Genomic DNA, 16,150 nt, shown 5'->3' with positions numbered 1-16,150 from the left:
CTAGGACTTGCGGCTCATCCAGCTGGTGGACTGCGCGCGGCCCGGCAAATGCAGCGTGGCCGTCGCGGCCGGCGTTTCCGCCAGCAGTCGCCCCTTGCGGAACACCTTGAGCCGCGTCGCGCGCAGCCGGATCGCTTCGACCGGGTCGCGCGCCTGCAGCAGCACGAAGCTCGCGTCGCAGCCCGCCTCGAGGCCGTAGCCTTCGAGGTGCATCACGCGCGCGGCGTTCGTGGTCACCGCGTCGAAGCACTGGCGGATGCCGGCCTGGCTGGTCATCTGCGCCACGTGCAGGCCCATGTGCGCCACTTCGAGCATGTCGCCCGATCCCATGCCATACCACGGGTCCATCACGCAGTCGTGGCCGAAGGCGACGTTCACGCCGGCGGCCATCAGCTCGGGCACGCGCGTCATGCCGCGGCGCTTGGGATAGCCGTCGTGGCGGCCCTGCAGCGTGATGTTGATGAGCGGGTTGGAAACCACGCTGACGCCGCTCTGCGCGATCAGCGGCAGCAGCTTGCTCGCGTAGTAGTTGTCCATCGAATGCATCGAGGTGCAGTGCGAGCCGGTCACGCGGCCCTGCATGCCGAGGCGCCAGGTCTCGGCCGACAGGGTTTCGATGTGGCGCGAGAGCGGATCGTCCGACTCGTCGCAGTGCATGTCGACCAGCTTGCCGCGCTCGGCCGCCAGCTCCATCAGCAGCTTCACGCTGGCGGCGCCATCGGCCATGGTGCGCTCGAAATGCGGAATGCCGCCGACCACGTCCACGCCCTTGTCGAGCGCGCGCTTCAGGTTGTCGACGCCGCCCGCCGAGCGCAGCACGCCATCCTGCGGAAAGGCCACGAGCTGCAGGTCGAGGTACGGCGCGACCTTGCGCTTGACCTCGAGCAGCGCATCGACCGCGAGCAGGCTCGGGTCGCTCGTGTCCACATGCGAGCGCACGGCCAGCAGGCCCTTGGCCACCGCCCAGTCGCAATACGCCAGCGCACGCTCGATGAGCGCGTCGGCCGTGAGCAGCGGCTTGAGTTCGCCCCACAGCGCAATGCCTTCGAGCAAGGTGCCGCTCTGGTTGATGCGCGGAAGGCCATAGCTCAGCGTGGCATCCATGTGGAAGTGCGGATCGACGAAATGCGGCGCAACCAGCAGGCCCTGGGCATCGAGCTTGTCGAGCGCCGGCGCGTCGAGCCCGGCGGTGACTTCGGCAATGCGGCCGCCCTGCACGGCGATCGACATGCCCGAGCGGCCGTCGGGGAGGGTGGCGTTGATGACGAGGAGGTCGAGCATCGTGAGGGTCTCCGGAAGCGGGTGCGGGGATTTTCGTTTGCGCGGGCGGTGCTGCGCGGGTGGTCGCGAAGTAAATTCGTTCAGCGCGTGCGCTGCGCCCGATACCGGTACTGCCCCGGCGCCGGCCCCGCCTCGATGGTCACGCGGCGCAGCTTGTCGTCGTGGCCGGAGGCGGCGCGCGCCGTCACCACGATGCCGCGCGGCGTGGCGCGGCAGCCGAGATCGGTCAGGGCGATTTCCGCGTGGTCGTTGTCCAGTTCGGAGATGGCTGCGGTGTGTGCGGCGTTCAGGCGGCCGTTGGCATCGCGCGCCATCCACTGCACGTAGAGAAAGGACTGCGCGTCCTGGCTGGCATGGATCACCCGGTACGTGCCCTGGTGGTCCTTGCCCCAGATGCCGCACAGCTGGACCCAGCTGACCGCATCGGGTGTCTTGAAGCCGTCGTAGCCGTGATCGCTGCCCAGCGCGTGCGCGCCGGCGGCGCACAGCGACAGCGCGGCCGCGAGCAAGGTTGCAGCGCCTGTCTTCGCCATGATCAACGTTCCCCCTTGCGATAGGGCTTCATCAGCGCCTGCGGATAGCTGGCCTTGCGCGCCACCAGCACGAGCGCGAGGATCGAGAGCAGGTACGGCAGCATCAGGTAGATCTGGTAGGGCAGCACGGCATCGCCCGATTGTTGCAGCCGCAGCTGCAGCGCATCGAAGAACGCGAACAGCAGCGCGCCGAGCAGGGCCTTGCCCGGCCGCCATGAGGCGAACACCACCAGCGCCACGCAGATCCAGCCGCGGCCGTTCACCATGTTGAAGAAGAAGGCGTTGAAGGCCGAGAGCGTGAGGAAGGAGCCGGCCACACCCATCAGCGCCGAACCCGCCACAATGGCGCCGGTGCGCGTGGCCGCGACCGACACGCCCTGGCTCTCGGCGGCCTGCGGGTTCTCGCCCACCATGCGCACGGCGAGCCCGAGCGGCGTGCGGTACAGCACCCAGGCAATCGCCGGCACCAGCAGCAGCGCGAACAGCGTGAGCGCGGTCTGCGCATTGAGGATGGGCACCGGCAGCCACTCCATCGGCGCGAAGGGCGCGATGGTCGGCGGCGTGTTCACCTTCGGAAAGCTCACGCGGTAGCCGAAGTAGCTGAGCGCCGTGGCCAGCAGCGTGATGCCCAGCCCCGAGACGTGCTGCGACAGCGCCAGGCCCACCGTGAGAAAGGCATGCAGCAGCCCGAACACCATGCCCGTGAGCGCGGCGACGCCCACTCCGGCCCAGAGCGGCGCGCCCGCATACACCGCGAGCCAGCCGGTGAAGGCGCCCGCGACCATGATTCCCTCGATGCCGAGGTTGAGCACGCCCGCGCGCTCGCACAGCAGCACGCCCAGCGTGCCGAGGATCAGCGGCGTGGCGATGCGCAGCACCGCGACCCAGAACGCCGGATTGGTCAGGATGTCGAGCAGGTCTGTCATCTGGTGTTTCTCCCTCCCCTTCCGGGGGAGGGTGGGGGTGGGGGCACGCGGCGCTCGATGTGGGCGCCGATGCCCCCATCCCAGCCTTCCCCCGGCGGGGGAAGGAGCAAATGCGCAGGCGCCAACTCGGTCATTTCATCCGCACCCGGTATTGCGTGAGCAGCGTCGCCACCAGCACCGCGACCAGCGAGGCCGCGACGATCACGTCGGCGATGTAGGTCGGCACGCCCACGGCGCGGCTCATGGTGTCGGCGCCGACCAGCACGCCGGCCACGAACACGCCCGCGGCGATCACGCCCAGCGGATGCAGGCCCGCGAGCATCGCGATCACGATGCCGGTGTAGCCGTAGCCCGGCGACATGTCGAGCGTGACATAGCTGGTGCGTCCCGCCACTTCGATGGCACCCGCAAGGCCCGCCAGCGCGCCCGAGAGCAGCGCCACCATCACCACCGTGCGCGTGACCGGCACGCCGGCGAAGGCGGCGGCGCGCGCATTGGCGCCCACCGCGCGGATGTCGAAGCCCAGCACCGTGTACTTGAAGATCGCCCACACCATCACCGCGAGCGACACGGCCCAGACGAGTCCGGTGTGCACGCGGGTCTGCGCAACGAGCTTGCCGAGTTCGAGCTCGGACTGCAGCGACACGCTCTGCGGCCAGCCCATGGCGCTCGGGTCCTTCATCGGCCCGTCGAGCAGCGCCGACACGCCGAGCAGCACGATGAAGTTGATCAGCAGCGTGGTCACCACCTCGTCGACGCCGAGCCTGTTCTTCATGAGCGCCGGGCCGAGCAGCAGCAGGGCGCCCGCCGCGGCGGCGGCCAGCATCATCAGCGGGAACAGCAGCCAGGGCGGCAGCTCGAAACCCGTGCCGCCATGCATGCCGCCCACGGCCACGGCCGCGAGGGCACCCGCGAACAGCTGACCCTCGGCGCCGATGTTGAAGAGCCGCGCCTTGAAGGCGACGGTCGCAGCCAAGCCGGTGAGGATCAGTGGAATGGCGCGCGTCAGCGTTTCGCTCCATGCGAACACCGAGCCGAAGCCGCCCTGCAGCAGCAATGCGTTGGTGTGGACTAGCGGCGCGCCGGCCCAGAGCACGAGCAGCGCGCTCACCGCCATGGTGAAGGCCACTGCGCCGATGGGTGCCAGCACCAGCGCGGCGCGCGAGCTTTGGTGGCGCCGTTCGAGCCGCATCATGGCGTGGCCCCTGCGCGCTGCTGCTGCTGCTGCGCCGCGCCGGCCATGGCCAGCCCGATGGCTTCGCGCGACCAAGCCGCGGCCGGGCGCGCTTCGCCGAGGTGGCCGCCGTGCATCACGGCCACGCGGTCGCCGAGCGCGAGCACCTCGTCGAGGTCGTCGGAAATCACCAGCACCGCCGCACCCGCATCGCGCGCGGCAATGAGTTGCTGCTGCACATAGGCGACGGCGCCGATGTCCAGGCCCCAGGTCGGCTGGTGCGCAACGATCAGGCGCGGCGCACGCGTCGGGTATTTCCTGTTGTCCGGGTCTTCTTCGTCCTGCTCGGGCGCCAGCAGCGCGCGCCCGAGGATCAGCTTCTGCATGTTGCCGCCCGAAAGCGAACGGGCCGGCGCCATCAGCCCCGCGCCGCGCACGTCGAACGCCTTTTCGATGCGCCCTGCATGCAGCCGCGCGGCCGCACGCCGCACGAACCACGACCAGCGCGAGAAGACGGGGCTGCGCAGCCGCTCCGACACCGCGTTCTCCCACACCGGCAGGTCGCCGACCACGCCGACCGCGTGCCGGTCCTCCGGAATGCGCGCGACGCCGCGCTGCACCAGCCGTGCGGGCGAGGGCGGCAGCGCGCGGCCCATCAGCACGGCCGTGCCCGAGGCGGCGCGGCGCGTGCCGCACAGCAACTCGGCCAGCGCCACCTGGCCGTTGCCCGAGACGCCCGCGATGGCGGTAATTTCGCCGGCGCGCAGCGTGAGCGACACCTCGCGCAGCCGGTTCCGCTCCTGGTCCTTGTCCGACGCGGTGCTCACATGGTCGAGCACGCAGACCGCGTCGCCCACCGACCTGGCGGGCCGGCGCTGCGGCGCTTCGACCGCATGCCCGACCATCCACAGCGCGAGCTGCGCCTGCGTGGTCTCGGCGGTGCGCGCCTCGGCCACCAGCTTGCCGCCGCGCAGCACCGCGATGCGCTGCGACACGCGCAGCACCTCGCCCAGCTTGTGGCTGATGAAGATCACCGACAGGCCCTGCGCGACCATCTGCGCAAGCGTGGCGAACAGCGCTTCGCTTTCCTGCGGCGTGAGCACGGCGGTCGGCTCATCGAGGATCAGGATGCGCGCGCCGCGGTACAGCGCCTTCAGGATCTCGACGCGCTGCCGTTCGCCGACCGAGAGGCTGCCGATCTTCGCGTCGGGCTGCACCGGCAGTCCGAAGCGCCGTGCCACCTCGAGCAGCTTCGCGCGTGCGGCCGCCCGGCGCGAGACCGGGCGCCAGAGTGGTTCGGTGCCCATCATCACGTTGTCGAGCACGCTGAGGTTGTCGGCCAGCGTGAAGTGCTGGTGCACCATGCCCACGCCCGCGGCCAGCGCCGCCTTGGGATTGCCCGGCGGCAGCGGCGCGCCGAAGACTTCGATGCTGCCTTCGTCCGCGACATAGTGGCCGAACAGGATGGACATGAGCGTCGATTTCCCCGCGCCGTTCTCACCCAGCAGCGCGAGCACTTCGCCCGCGCGCAGGTCGAGCGAGATGGCGTCGTTCGCGACGAGGGTGCCGAAGCGCTTGGTGATGCCCTGCAGGCGCAGGACGGTCGTGCTGTTCATGAAGGTCTTGCTCCTTCCCCTTCCGGGGGAAGGCCGGGATGGGGGCGGGCAGCGCCCGCAACGCCATGGTGATCGATCGAAGACCGCGTGCCCCCACCCCAACCCTCCCCCGGAAGGGGAGGGAGAAAAGGCAGGATCATTTCCATGCAGCCAGGAACGCCAGCATCACCTTGGCCGAGTTGTCGGCCGCAATGCCCATGAAGGTGCCCATCTCGTTCTCGCCTTCGCCGCCGCCCGCCAGGTCGCTGAGGGAGCGGAAGGCGATGTAGGGCACGCCGTTGCTGTAGGCCACCATGCCCACGGCCGCCGTTTCCATGTCGAGCACGTTGGCCTGGAAGGTCTTGAAGGTGTATTCGCGCAGGGCCTTGTTGTCCATGAAGGCCTGGCCCGAGACGCCGTTGCCGCCGACGACGAGCTGGGGCTTGCGCGCCAGGCACTTGCCGGCGCTGCAGTTCGCCAGGTCGACATTGCGGATGCTGCGCGCCACCTCGAGCATCTTCGGGTCCGCCTCGAACCAGAACTTGCGCGCGATCTGCGGATGCGCCGCGGAGCGCACTTCCACCGGGCGCGGATGCATCATGCCGAAGTTGGGCAGCGTGGCATCGGTGATGAAGGGCGGCGCGGTGAACTTGCCCGGCACGGTTTCGCGCGCCATCAGCACTTCGAGGTACTGGCCCCATTGCGCGGGCACCGTGACGTCGCCCACGTGCAGCTGCGGATTCACGCCGCCCGCGATGCCGCTGAACACGATGTGGGTGACGCGAAAGCGGTCGAGCACCAGCTGCGTGTTCATCGTCGCGTTGGTCATGCTGATGCCGGAGAGAAACAGCACCACCGGCTTGCCTTCGAGCGTGCCGGTGGTGAACTCGACGCCGTTGACGCTGTGTCTTGCCGGCTGCTGGAGCCGGTTCAGCAGCAGCGTGAGCTCGGGCTGGAAGGCCGAGACCACCGCGATGCGCGGCGTGCCGTCCAGTCGCACGCTGCCGTCGGCGGCGCTCGGGCTCTTGTAGACACCGGCACAGCCCGCGAGGCCGAGGGCCAGCACGCCGGCCGCGAGAAGAGAACGCCAGCGCATCGTCATCGGCCCCTTCACTTCGCGGTCGACTTGGGCTGCGAGTCGTCGACCTTGATGGTGACCTTGCCCGCGAGGATGTCGGCCTGCTTGGCCTTGACCTTGGCGACGATGTCCGCCGGCACCTTCTTCTCGAAGGTGCCCAGCGGCGCGAGTTCGGAGCCCTTGTGCTTCATCATCGAGTAGGGGCCATAGTCCTCGGCCGTGAACTTGCCTTCCTTCACGAGCTTGATCGCGCGGTCGGCCGAGGGCTCGAAGTTCCAGAGCGCCGAAGCCACCACCGTGTCGGGGTACTGCGCCTGCGTGTCGATCACGTTGCCGATGGCGAGCTTGCCTTTTTCCTTGGCCGCGTCCGAGACGCCGAAGCGCTCGGCGTACATCACGTCTGCCCCCTTGTCGATCATCGCGAAGGCCGCTTCCTTGGCCTTGGGCGGATCGAACCAGCTGTTGATGAAGCTCACGCTGAATTCGACCTTGGGGTTGGTTTCCTTCGCGCCCGCCATGAAGGCATTCATGAGCCGGTTCACTTCAGGAATCGGAAAGCCGCCGACCATGCCGATGCGGTTGGTCTTGGTCATGCCGCCGGCCACCATGCCGCTCAGGTAGGCCGGCTCCTGGATGTAGTTGTCGAACACGCTGAAGTTGGGCGCCTGCGGCTTGAGCGAGGAGCCCATGAGGAAGGCGACCTTGGGAAAATCCTTCGCGACCTTGCGTGCCGCCGCTTCCACGCCGAAGACCTCGCCGAGGATCAGCTGGTTGCCGCCGGTGGCGTACTCGCGCATCACGCGCTCGTAGTCGGCGTTGCTGACGTTCTCGGTGGCCTTGTATTCGATCTCGCCGCGCGCCTCGGCCGCCTTGAGCGCCTTGTGGATGCGGCCGACCCATTGCTGCTCGAAGGGCACGGTGTACACCGCCGCCACCTTGAGCTTGGCCTGCGCGAGCGCGAAGCCGGGCGTGCCGGCCGCAAGCGCTGCTGCGGCCATGGCGGCGGAACGAATGATCAACTGACGGCGTGCTGTCACGGTGCTTCTCCTCGAGGTATGGAAATCTTCTTGTCGCTGCCCGAGGGACAGCGTGCCGGCCGCCGGGGGCCTCACTTGGTGCCGAAGATGCGGTCGCCAGCGTCGCCGAGGCCCGGCAGGATGTACCCATGGCTGTTGAGCTCCCGGTCGATCGCCGCGGTGTAGACCGGCACGTCGGGGTGGGCCTTCTGCATGGTCGCCAGGCCTTCGGGGCAGGTGAGCAGGCAGACGAACTTGATCGACTTGGGGTTGAGTTCCTTGAGCCGCTCGACCGCGGCCACGGCCGAGTTGCCGGTGGCCAGCATCGGGTCGACCACGATCACGTCGCGGTTCTCCATCTCGCCGGGCATCTTGAAGTAGTACTCGACGGCCGTGAGCGTCTTGGGATCGCGGTACAGGCCGATGTGGCCGACGCGCGCGCCCGGCACCACCGTGAGCATGCCGTCCAGGATGCCGGTGCCCGCGCGCAGGATCGACACCAGTACCAGCTTCTTGCCGTCGATGACCTTGGCCTGCATGGTTTCAAGCGGGGTCTCGACCTCGATGTCCTGCATCGGCATGTCGCGCGTGACCTCGTAGGCCATGAGCATGCTGATTTCGTTCAGGAGCCGGCGGAAGCTGTTGGTGGAGGCGTCCTTGCGGCGCATCAGCGTGAGCTTGTGCTGGACGAGGGGGTGGTCGACGAGGTGGACGTTGCTCATTTGGTTTTTCTGCCGTTGCTGAATGGACCCGCGAGTCTAAAAGACGGTGCCGTCGCTTTCGATCAGGAGCGGTGGCGATCCGTCTCGCAAGCGCTGTGCCAGCACGCGGCCGGCGGCCCAGGTGCCGCCCTCGAGCACGCAGGCCAGCGGCAGCTCTTCGTCGGTGCGGTCGAGGATCTTGCGCACGCGCGGCGCCAGTTCGTCGAGCAGCGCCACGGTGAGGGCACGCCATTCGACGATGAACTCGTCGCCGGCCTTCCAGGTGCGCGAAAGAAAGGCCGGGTCCTTCGGCACGATCACGCCGCTGTCGATCAGCAGGCCGCCGTTGCGGTATTCGGGCAAAGCGGTGAGCGCGTCGAGGTGGCGCACCTTCACGCCGGCCCGCTCGAAGGGTTCGAGCAGTGAATAGGTGAGCCACTGCGACAGCTTGTGGAACGGCATCCAGCCGTTGGTGAGGCCGGGGCCGCGCACCGCGCTGTGGCGCCAGCAGTCGCCCAGCGCGAGCGCCGGGTCGCTCGAGCCGATGCCGCCCGTGGTGTCGCTGCCGTCGAGAGCGATGCTGTCGATGGCGTTGGCCGAGGGCCAGATGCGCGAGAGCGTCTCGAGCAGCAGCGAAAGGATCTGGTGCGCCGTGATCTCGGCCGTGGGCGGCGCGGCCGCGCCGAACGGGGCGACCAGCGCATCGAACATGCCGGCGGGCCGGCCCTCGTCGCCGAAGGTCTCGGGCTGCTCGCTCATCGCCTCGCCGAGCCGGCGCAGCAGCACCGCGCGGCCGGCCAGGCCCACCAGCGGATTGACGTCGCTGACCTGGAAGGCGTCGCCGAGCCGGTCGGTCACCAGGCCGCGCAGGCCGGCGGCATCGACCTGCAGCGGATGGTCGGGGTTGGACGAGAACAGCCCGCTCGTGAAGGCATGGAAGCTCGCGACGGCCAGGCCCTCGGAACGCGTGTAGCGCTCGCCGGTGGCGGGCTCGGTGTAGTGCCAGCCGGGGCCCGCGCCGGCATCGAGCAGAACGCTCACCAGCACGAGGTCGATGTGCGCGCTGGCGCGCTGCCGCGCATCAACGCCCTTGCCGAGCAGTTCATCGAGCTGCTTCAGCCGGTCGACGCCGCCGGCCTCGAAGTGGCGCCAGCGGCTGTGGTACGGAATGGTGTCCCAGGGGTAGCGCTCGCGCGTGACTTCGGCCACGGTGCGCGCCGCGTCTTCGAGCACGTCGCTGCCGGCGACGCGGAACCACTGCGACTCGCCCCGGCGCGCGCGCGCCAGCAGCGCGGCCGCGCGCTCGCGGATGGCGGCGGTGGTGCGCAGCACCGTGGCGGCGCCCGCGGGATGGCTGGTGTCGGGCGCGAACTCGATCGCCGGGTCGATGTCGCCCGCGCCGCCCGGTGGCAGGCTGCCCGAGCCGTCGGCGGGCAGGTGGTCGCTGCTGCTGTTTTCCTTGCTGTTGCTCATTCGCTCAATCCCCGGCCCTTGGCCTTCTTGAGTTCCTCGGCGTCCGGCACCGGGCCGGGCGTGAAATAGCCGGCGGCCATCTTGGCGTCCATCTCGACGCGGGCGTCGGCCGGAATCAGTTCGTCCGGAATGTTCACGCGCTCGCCGATCTCGATGCCCGAGCCGGTGATGGCGTCGAACTTCATGTTGCTCATCGACACGAGCCTATGGATCTTCTTGATGCCGAGCCAGTGGAAGACGTCGGGCATCAGTTCCTGGAAGCGCATGTCTTGCACGCCGGCCACGCATTCGGTGCGCGCGAAATACTGGTCGGCCGTGTCGCCGCCGACCTGGCGCTTGCGCGCGTTGTAGACCAGGAACTTGGTCACCTCGCCGAGCGCGCGGCCTTCCTTGCGCGAGTAGGCGATGAGGCCCACGCCGCCGCGTTGCGCGCCCTGGATGCATTCCTCGATGGCGTGCGTGAGGTAGGGGCGGCAGGTGCAGATGTCGGAGCCGAACACGTCGGAGCCGTTGCATTCGTCGTGGATGCGCGCCGTCAACTCGACCTCGGGGTTGGCGAGGTCGCGCGGGTTGCCGAAGATGTAGAGCGTCTGCCCGCCGATGGGTGGCAGGAACACCTCGAGGTCGGAGCGCGTGACGAGCTCGGGGTACATGCCGCCGGTTTCCTCGAACAGCGTGCGGCGCAGGTCGGTCTCGGAGCAGCCGAAGCGCCGCGCCACTTCGGGCAGGTACCACACGGGCTCGATGGCGGCCTTGGTCACCATGGCTGCGCCGCCGGCGGTGAGGAAGTGGCCGTCGGCCTTGAGGCGGCCGCTCTGCAGCGCCTCGATCACCTCGGGCAGGATCACGTGGGCCTTGGTGATCGCGATGGTCGGGCGGATGTCGTAGCCCGCCGCCAGTTCCGTGGAGAACACATCGGCCACCAGCGCGCCCCAGGGGTCGAGCGAGACGATGCGTCCGGGCTCGCTCCACTGCGGGTACGGGCCGATCACGTCGGTGGGCGCGGTGTTGGTCAGGTCGGCCTTGTGCTCGCGCTTGAGCGCGCCGGCGGCCACGGCCAATGCGCGATAGACGCTGTAGGAGCCGCTGTGCGTGCCGATGACGTTGCGGTGCGCCCGCTTCGTGGTGGTGCCGACCACGGGTCCGCGCTCGGCGGCGGTGGCCGCGCCCCAGCGGATGGGCAATGCGCCGAAGCCGCCGGCATGGGAGGTCAGCCGGATGTGGCCGGTCGACGAGGAAGGGTGGAGCGGGGGAAGGGGCGAGACGGAGATCGCTGAAGTCGCAGGGACGGCGGGGATCGCGGAAATCTCGGGAATTTCGGAAGGGGTCGCTGTGCTATCTGCGGACATTGGAGGCCCTCAAAAAATGCAATGTACCGATCACTCGCGCGGCTGGCAAGCAGGGCGCGAGGGTCGTCAATGCCGCCGGGGGCCGCGGCCATGGCGCCGCGGCCGGTGCGCCGATCAGGCCGGCGAGGAGCGCAGGCCGTAGGCCTTGCCGCCGACGAACAGGTATTCGGCGCGCAGCACCGGATCGCCTTTTTCACCGGTGTAGGTGAAACCCAGCGCGGCCACCGGGGTGCCGGGCTTGATCTCCTCGAGCCCCCAGGCCTGCAGCCGCGTGAGCGGTGCGAGTTCGATCAGCCACTTGCGGTCGCGCCGCGTCGGCAGCTGCGCCTTGGCCAGCAGCGCGGGGCCATCGACGTTCGCGCTTTGCCTGGGCAGCGGGCGCTGCTTCAGGTCGGCCGGCAGGGTGGGGTTCTCGGGCAGTTCAAGCTCCACCTCGCCATGCGGATTGCGCCACATGACCTTGGTCGCGCGCCCCTCCAGGTAGAGCGGGCGGTCCTGGTCGAAGCTGCTCCATCCGTGGTGCGCCCAGGAGGGCAGGGCCAGGCCCAGCGAGCCGGCAACGAACAAGCGTCTCTCGATCATCTCGGTCTCCTTGCTCAGACGTAGGCAATCCAACGCCCGCAGATGATGACAGCGAGCCAAAACCCCAGCGACAGCAGGCATTGCGCCCTGGACATCGCGCCGGTGGCGGCCAGGCCGCCCCGAAGATGGAACCAGATCGCGTTGGCGCCCGCCAGGCCGATCAGCAAGAGCTTGATGCGGAAGGCGGAATTGGCCAGCAGCTCGCCGGGCTGCGTGGAAAACATCGTGAGGCCGGTCGCGGCGCACAGCCCGAAGCCGACGAGCGCCGGCAGCAGCGTCAGGCGCGCCAACTGCCTTTGCGGCAACTCCCGGCCCAGGCCGAGCACGCGCAGTTCGAACACCAGCAGCCCGCCGAACAGCAGCGCAATGCCGACGATGTGCGCCGTCTCCAGCGCCGGATAGGCCCAGGGGTGCGAAACCAGCCCGGCCAGCATCGGCGTCAGCTCCGGGCGGCGGACTGTTCAGGGGCACGAAGGCATGGACCGGCAGGTTGCATGGGGCGCTCCTTCCATGGGTTCGGGCGAGCTTAGCCGAGGACGCATCCGGCGTCTGCGCCGGGCACGGCACAATCCGGCGGGATCTTTTTCCGAAAGGGCTGTAACCAGCCGGTCCGATGGCACGAAACACAATGGACAGCAGTTCGCGAACAAGCGACGCCGAAGCCGCGCTGCGCAGCCTGTTCCTGCGCGGCCTGGACGGCGACGCGGCCGCCTATCGCGAATTTCTGCAAAAACTCAGCGCGCATCTGCGCGCCTTTCTGGGCAAGCGCCTGTTCGGCTGGCCCGATGAAGTGGAAGACCTTGTCCAGGAATGCCTGCTCGCCATGCACAACCAGCGCCACACCTACCAGAGCGACCAGCCGCTGACGGCCTGGGTGCATGCGATTGCGCGCTACAAGATGATCGACCTGCTGCGCGCCAAGTCGGCGCGCGAAGCACTGCATGACCCGCTGGACGACGACCTGGCGGTGTTCGCCGAATCGGCCATCGAGGCCAGCGATGCCCGGCGCGACCTGGGCGGCCTGCTGCAGACCCTGCCGGACCGCCAGCGCCTGCCGATCGTGCACGTGAAGCTGGAAGGCCTCTCGGTGGCCGAGACGGCGAGCCTCACCGGCATGTCCGAATCGGCCGTGAAGGTGGGCATCCACCGCGGACTCAAGGCGCTTGCCGCCAGGCTCAGGAGCCGTGCGCCATGAAGACCGACGATCTCGTGGCCATGCTGGCGACCGGCGCCTTGCCCGCGCCGCGCCGCGCCGCAGGGCGCCGCCTGGCCCTTGCGCTGCTCGCCGGGCTGCCGCTGTCGTTCGCGATCCTGTTCACCGAATACGGATTGCGCCGCGACCTGGTGCAAGCCATGTTCTGGCCGATGTTCTGGGTCAAGGTGCTGTTTCCGCTGTGCATTGCGGCGGCCGCCTTCGTGGCGGTGCAGCGCCTCGCGCGGCCGGGCGTGCCGGTGCGGCGCGCCTGGGTCGGCATCGCGGCGCCGGTGCTTGCCGTGTGGGTGATGGCGGCGCTGGCCTGGTTCAACGCGCCGGCCGAAGAGCGCATGCCCTTGCTCATGGGCGAGTCGTGGCGCGTTTGCGCGGTCAGCATCGGGCTCATGGCGCTGCCGGTCTTTGCGGCGGCGCTGCTGGCCTTGAAGGGGCTGGCGCCCACGCGGCCTGCGCTGGCCGGTGCGGCCGCCGGCGCGCTGGCCGGCGGGGTGGGTGCGGCGGTCTATGCGCTGCACTGCATGGAGTTGACGGCACCTTTCCTCGCGGTCTGGTACGTGAGCGGCATCGGGCTGCCGGTGCTGGTGGGCGCCGTGCTCGGGCCGCGCCTGCTGCGCTGGTAGCCAGCGGGGCCCGGCTGGCTCAGCGCTTCTTGGCGCCGAAGATGCCGCCCAGCACGCCGCGCAGGATTTCCTTGCCGACCGAGGTGCCCATGGTCCGCACCGCCGACTTGGCCATGGTCTGCACCAGGCCATCGCGCTTGCCGCCGCGCGGGCCGGTGCTGCCGAAGAGCAGGTCGTTCAGCATGCTGCTGCCTTCGGACGCTTCGGCCGCACCCTTGCCGGCGCCCGCCGTCTTGGCCGCGGGTGCATCGGGCGCGGTTTCGGCCCGGCCCTTGAGTTTTTCGTAGGCTGATTCGCGGTCCACGGTCTTCTCGTACACGCCAGCGACGAGCGAATTGGCAATGACCGCCTGGCGCTGCGCGGCCGTGATGGGGCCGATCTGGCTGCCGGGTGGCACCACGAACACGCGCTCGGTCACGCTCGGGCGGCCCTTGGCATCGAGAAAACTCACCAGCGCCTCGCCCACCGCGAGCTCGGTGATCGCGGTTTCGATGTCCAGCCCCGGCTTCTGGCGCATGGTGGTGGCCGTGGCCTTGACGGCCTTCTGGTCGCGCGGGGTGAAGGCGCGCAGCGCATGCTGCACGCGGTTGCCCAGCTGGGCCAGCACCGAATCCGGAATGTCCAGCGGGTTCTGTGTCACGAAATAAACCCCCACGCCCTTGGAGCGCACCAGCCGCACCACGAGTTCGATGCGCTCGACCAGCGCCTTGGGCGCCTCGTTGAACAGCAGGTGGGCCTCGTCGAAGAAGAAGGCGAGCTTGGGCTGGTCGGGATCGCCGATCTCTGGCAGCTGTTCGAACAGTTCGGACAGCATCCAGAGCAGGAAGGTGGCGTAGAGCCGCGGCGAATTCATGAGCTTGTCGGCCGCCAGGATGTTGACCACGCCCTTGCCGCCCACCGTCTGCATGAAGTCGGCGATGTTGAGCATCGGCTCGCCGAAGAACTTGTCGCCGCCCTGGGTCTCGATCTGCAGCAGGCCGCGCTGGATGGCGCCCACGCTGGCGGCGCTGATGTTGCCGTACTCGGTGGTGAACTGGCTCGCGTTCTCGCCCACGTACTGCAGCATGGCGCGCAGGTCCTTCAGGTCGAGCAGCAGCAGGCCGTTGTCGTCGGCGATCTTGAACACCAGGTTCAGCACGCCGGCCTGCGTTTCGTTCACGTCGAGCATGCGGCCCAGCAGCAGGGGCCCCATGTCGGAGACGGTGGCGCGCACCGGGTGGCCCTGTTCGCCGAACACGTCCCACAGGGTGACGGGGCAGGCCTGCGATTCGGGCAGATCGATGCCCCGTTCCTTCAGCGTGGCCGCCATTTTTTCGCCGATGCTGCCTTTCTGGCTCATGCCGGTCAGGTCGCCCTTGACGTCGGCCATGAACACGGGAACGCCGATGCCCGAGAGCTTTTCGGCCATGGTCTGCAGCGTGACCGTCTTGCCGGTGCCGGTGGCGCCGGTGATGAGGCCGTGGCGGTTGGCCAGGCTGGGCAGCAGGGTGCACTCAATGGTGTCGTGGCGCGCGATCAGAAGGGGGTCGGCCATGAAGGGCTCCGGGTCGTATCGAAGCGGGCAGTCTAATCAAGCTGCCCTCCTATAATCCACGGCCCCCGAGGTAGTTACGGAAAAAGTTTCAGGAGGTTTTTTTGTCATCGACTGCTCAGCCCCCCATTCCCGCCGCCGGCGATTCACCTGAACAGTCGCCGATTGAAAAAGAGTTGGCCGTCCTGCTGGTGAACGCGCTCAATCTCGAAGTCGCACCCGAAGACATCGTGCCCACCGATCCGCTGTACGGCGAAGGCCTGGGCCTCGATTCCATCGACATCCTCGAAGTCGCGCTCGAGGTGTCCCGGCGCTATGGCTTCCAGCTGCGCTCGGACGACGAGCGCAACCAGCAGATCTTCCAGTCGCTGCGCACGCTCGCGACCCACGTCGCCCAGCATCGCAGCGCTTCCTGATCCATGTCTCGATGGCGACTGGCGCTCCTGCTGCTGGTGGGGGTGGCCTATGCCGGCCTCTCTCACTGGATGATGCTGTTCCACCCCACCGAGCCGTGGGCCGTGGTGGTGCTGCTCGGTCCGCTCTGGCTGGCCGCCATGGGTTTTGCCGCAAGCAAGTTCGGCCGCTGGGGTTTTGCCGCGGCCATGCTGCTGGGCATCGGGGGCTTTGCGCTCGTGTTCCTGGGTGAGGCGGGCGACACCAACCGGCTCTATGTGTTTCAGCATGTCGCCATCAACGGCCTCCTGTGCGGCTGGTTCGGCGCCTCGCTGCGCGGGCCCGGCCTGCCGCTGATCACCCAGTTCGCGCAGCGCGTGCATCCGCTCAAGGGCCAGATGCTGGCCTACACGACCACGCTCACGCGCATCTGGACCGCGTACTTCGCGCTGGTGGTGGTGTCGTCGATCGTGGTGTATTTGACGCTGCCGTTCTCGGCCTGGTCATTGCTCGCGAACGTGCTGACGCCGCTGTCGGTCACGCTTCTTTTCGTGGGCGAGCACCTGGTGCGCTACCGGCTGCACCCCGAATTCGAGCGCACGCGGCTCATCGATGCAGTGCGCGCCTTCCAGGGCGCTTCGCCCGTCGACCACGGCAGCGGCAGCCGTTGAAGCAAGGGGCCCAC

At 68.7% G+C, this 16,150-nt stretch carries 17 protein-coding genes; 4 read left to right on the top strand and 13 right to left on the bottom strand.

Going from position 1 to position 16,150, the window contains the following annotated elements:
• From VPA02S_RS29805 to VPA02S_RS29750, 12 genes are all read right to left on the bottom strand, one after another.
• Entirely contained in the window at window positions 1–1,281 is a 1,281-nt protein-coding gene (locus VPA02S_RS29805; RefSeq protein WP_062367091.1) for an amidohydrolase family protein, read from the bottom strand.
• 80 nt (window positions 1,282–1,361) lie between these two features.
• Window positions 1,362–1,814, bottom strand: coding sequence for a hypothetical protein (locus VPA02S_RS29800; protein WP_062367088.1), 453 nt, complete (start codon window positions 1,812–1,814; stop codon window positions 1,362–1,364).
• Between the two features lie 2 nt (window positions 1,815–1,816).
• Window positions 1,817–2,740 carry an ABC transporter permease gene (locus VPA02S_RS29795; protein ID WP_062367086.1) on the bottom strand — a complete coding sequence of 308 codons (924 nt, stop codon included), beginning with the start codon at window positions 2,738–2,740 and terminating at the stop codon, window positions 1,817–1,819.
• Between the two features lie 130 nt (window positions 2,741–2,870).
• Window positions 2,871–3,932 (bottom strand): ABC transporter permease, encoded by a 1,062-nt coding sequence (locus tag VPA02S_RS29790; RefSeq protein WP_174545106.1) that lies wholly within the window; start codon window positions 3,930–3,932, stop codon window positions 2,871–2,873.
• Complete coding sequence (locus VPA02S_RS29785) at window positions 3,932–5,530, bottom strand: ABC transporter ATP-binding protein (RefSeq protein ID WP_062367082.1); 1,599 nt, start codon at window positions 5,528–5,530, stop codon at window positions 3,932–3,934. The genes VPA02S_RS29790 and VPA02S_RS29785 overlap by 1 nt, the downstream gene beginning before the upstream one ends.
• A gap of 136 nt (window positions 5,531–5,666) precedes the next feature.
• Window positions 5,667–6,611 carry a 5'-methylthioadenosine/S-adenosylhomocysteine nucleosidase gene (locus VPA02S_RS29780; protein WP_062367080.1) on the bottom strand — a complete coding sequence of 315 codons (945 nt, stop codon included), beginning with the start codon at window positions 6,609–6,611 and terminating at the stop codon, window positions 5,667–5,669.
• An 8-nt stretch (window positions 6,612–6,619) separates the two neighbouring features.
• Window positions 6,620–7,624, bottom strand: a complete 1,005-nt coding sequence (locus tag VPA02S_RS29775) for a BMP family protein (protein ID WP_062367078.1) — start codon at window positions 7,622–7,624, stop codon at window positions 6,620–6,622.
• Between the two features lie 71 nt (window positions 7,625–7,695).
• Window positions 7,696–8,325, bottom strand: a complete 630-nt coding sequence (gene upp, locus VPA02S_RS29770) for a uracil phosphoribosyltransferase (protein ID WP_012747768.1) — start codon at window positions 8,323–8,325, stop codon at window positions 7,696–7,698.
• A 36-nt stretch (window positions 8,326–8,361) separates the two neighbouring features.
• Window positions 8,362–9,777: a URC4/urg3 family protein gene (locus tag VPA02S_RS29765; protein WP_062367077.1), complete on the bottom strand. Its 1,416-nt coding sequence runs from the start codon at window positions 9,775–9,777 to the stop codon at window positions 8,362–8,364.
• Window positions 9,774–11,126 (bottom strand): GTP cyclohydrolase II, encoded by a 1,353-nt coding sequence (locus tag VPA02S_RS29760; protein ID WP_012747770.1) that lies wholly within the window; start codon window positions 11,124–11,126, stop codon window positions 9,774–9,776. Before VPA02S_RS29760 ends, VPA02S_RS29765 begins: the two co-directional genes overlap by 4 nt.
• Window positions 11,127–11,240: 114 nt before the next feature.
• Window positions 11,241–11,708 (bottom strand): DUF6152 family protein, encoded by a 468-nt coding sequence (locus VPA02S_RS29755; RefSeq protein WP_062367074.1) that lies wholly within the window; start codon window positions 11,706–11,708, stop codon window positions 11,241–11,243.
• Window positions 11,709–11,722: 14 nt separating this feature from the next.
• Window positions 11,723–12,142, bottom strand: a complete 420-nt coding sequence (locus VPA02S_RS29750) for a hypothetical protein (protein ID WP_012747772.1) — start codon at window positions 12,140–12,142, stop codon at window positions 11,723–11,725.
• A 179-nt stretch (window positions 12,143–12,321) separates the two neighbouring features.
• On the opposite strand from VPA02S_RS29750, the gene VPA02S_RS29745 reads away from it, so the two are divergent.
• Window positions 12,322–12,903, top strand: a complete 582-nt coding sequence (locus VPA02S_RS29745; protein ID WP_230537828.1) for a sigma-70 family RNA polymerase sigma factor — start codon at window positions 12,322–12,324, stop codon at window positions 12,901–12,903.
• Entirely contained in the window at window positions 12,900–13,541 is a 642-nt protein-coding gene (locus VPA02S_RS29740) for an NrsF family protein (protein WP_062367072.1), read from the top strand. Before VPA02S_RS29745 ends, VPA02S_RS29740 begins: the two co-directional genes overlap by 4 nt.
• 19 nt (window positions 13,542–13,560) lie before the next feature.
• Here VPA02S_RS29740 and VPA02S_RS29735 read toward each other — a convergent pair whose 3' ends face one another.
• Entirely contained in the window at window positions 13,561–15,075 is a 1,515-nt protein-coding gene (locus tag VPA02S_RS29735; RefSeq protein ID WP_062367070.1) for a helicase HerA-like domain-containing protein, read from the bottom strand.
• Window positions 15,076–15,176: 101 nt separating this feature from the next.
• Here VPA02S_RS29735 and VPA02S_RS29730 point away from each other — a divergent pair, with 101 nt between their 5' ends.
• Window positions 15,177–15,488 (top strand): phosphopantetheine-binding protein, encoded by a 312-nt coding sequence (locus VPA02S_RS29730; RefSeq protein ID WP_012747776.1) that lies wholly within the window; start codon window positions 15,177–15,179, stop codon window positions 15,486–15,488.
• A 3-nt stretch (window positions 15,489–15,491) separates the two neighbouring features.
• Window positions 15,492–16,136 carry a COG4648 family protein gene (locus tag VPA02S_RS29725; RefSeq protein WP_012747777.1) on the top strand — a complete coding sequence of 215 codons (645 nt, stop codon included), beginning with the start codon at window positions 15,492–15,494 and terminating at the stop codon, window positions 16,134–16,136.
• The last annotated feature ends 14 nt before the right edge of the window (window positions 16,137–16,150 follow it).

Source organism: Variovorax paradoxus NBRC 15149 (genome assembly GCF_001591365.1).
Lineage (GTDB): Bacteria > Pseudomonadota > Gammaproteobacteria > Burkholderiales > Burkholderiaceae_C > Variovorax > Variovorax paradoxus.
Note: the sequence above shows the minus strand (reverse complement) of the source record. Positions and strands in the feature narration are given on the sequence as shown.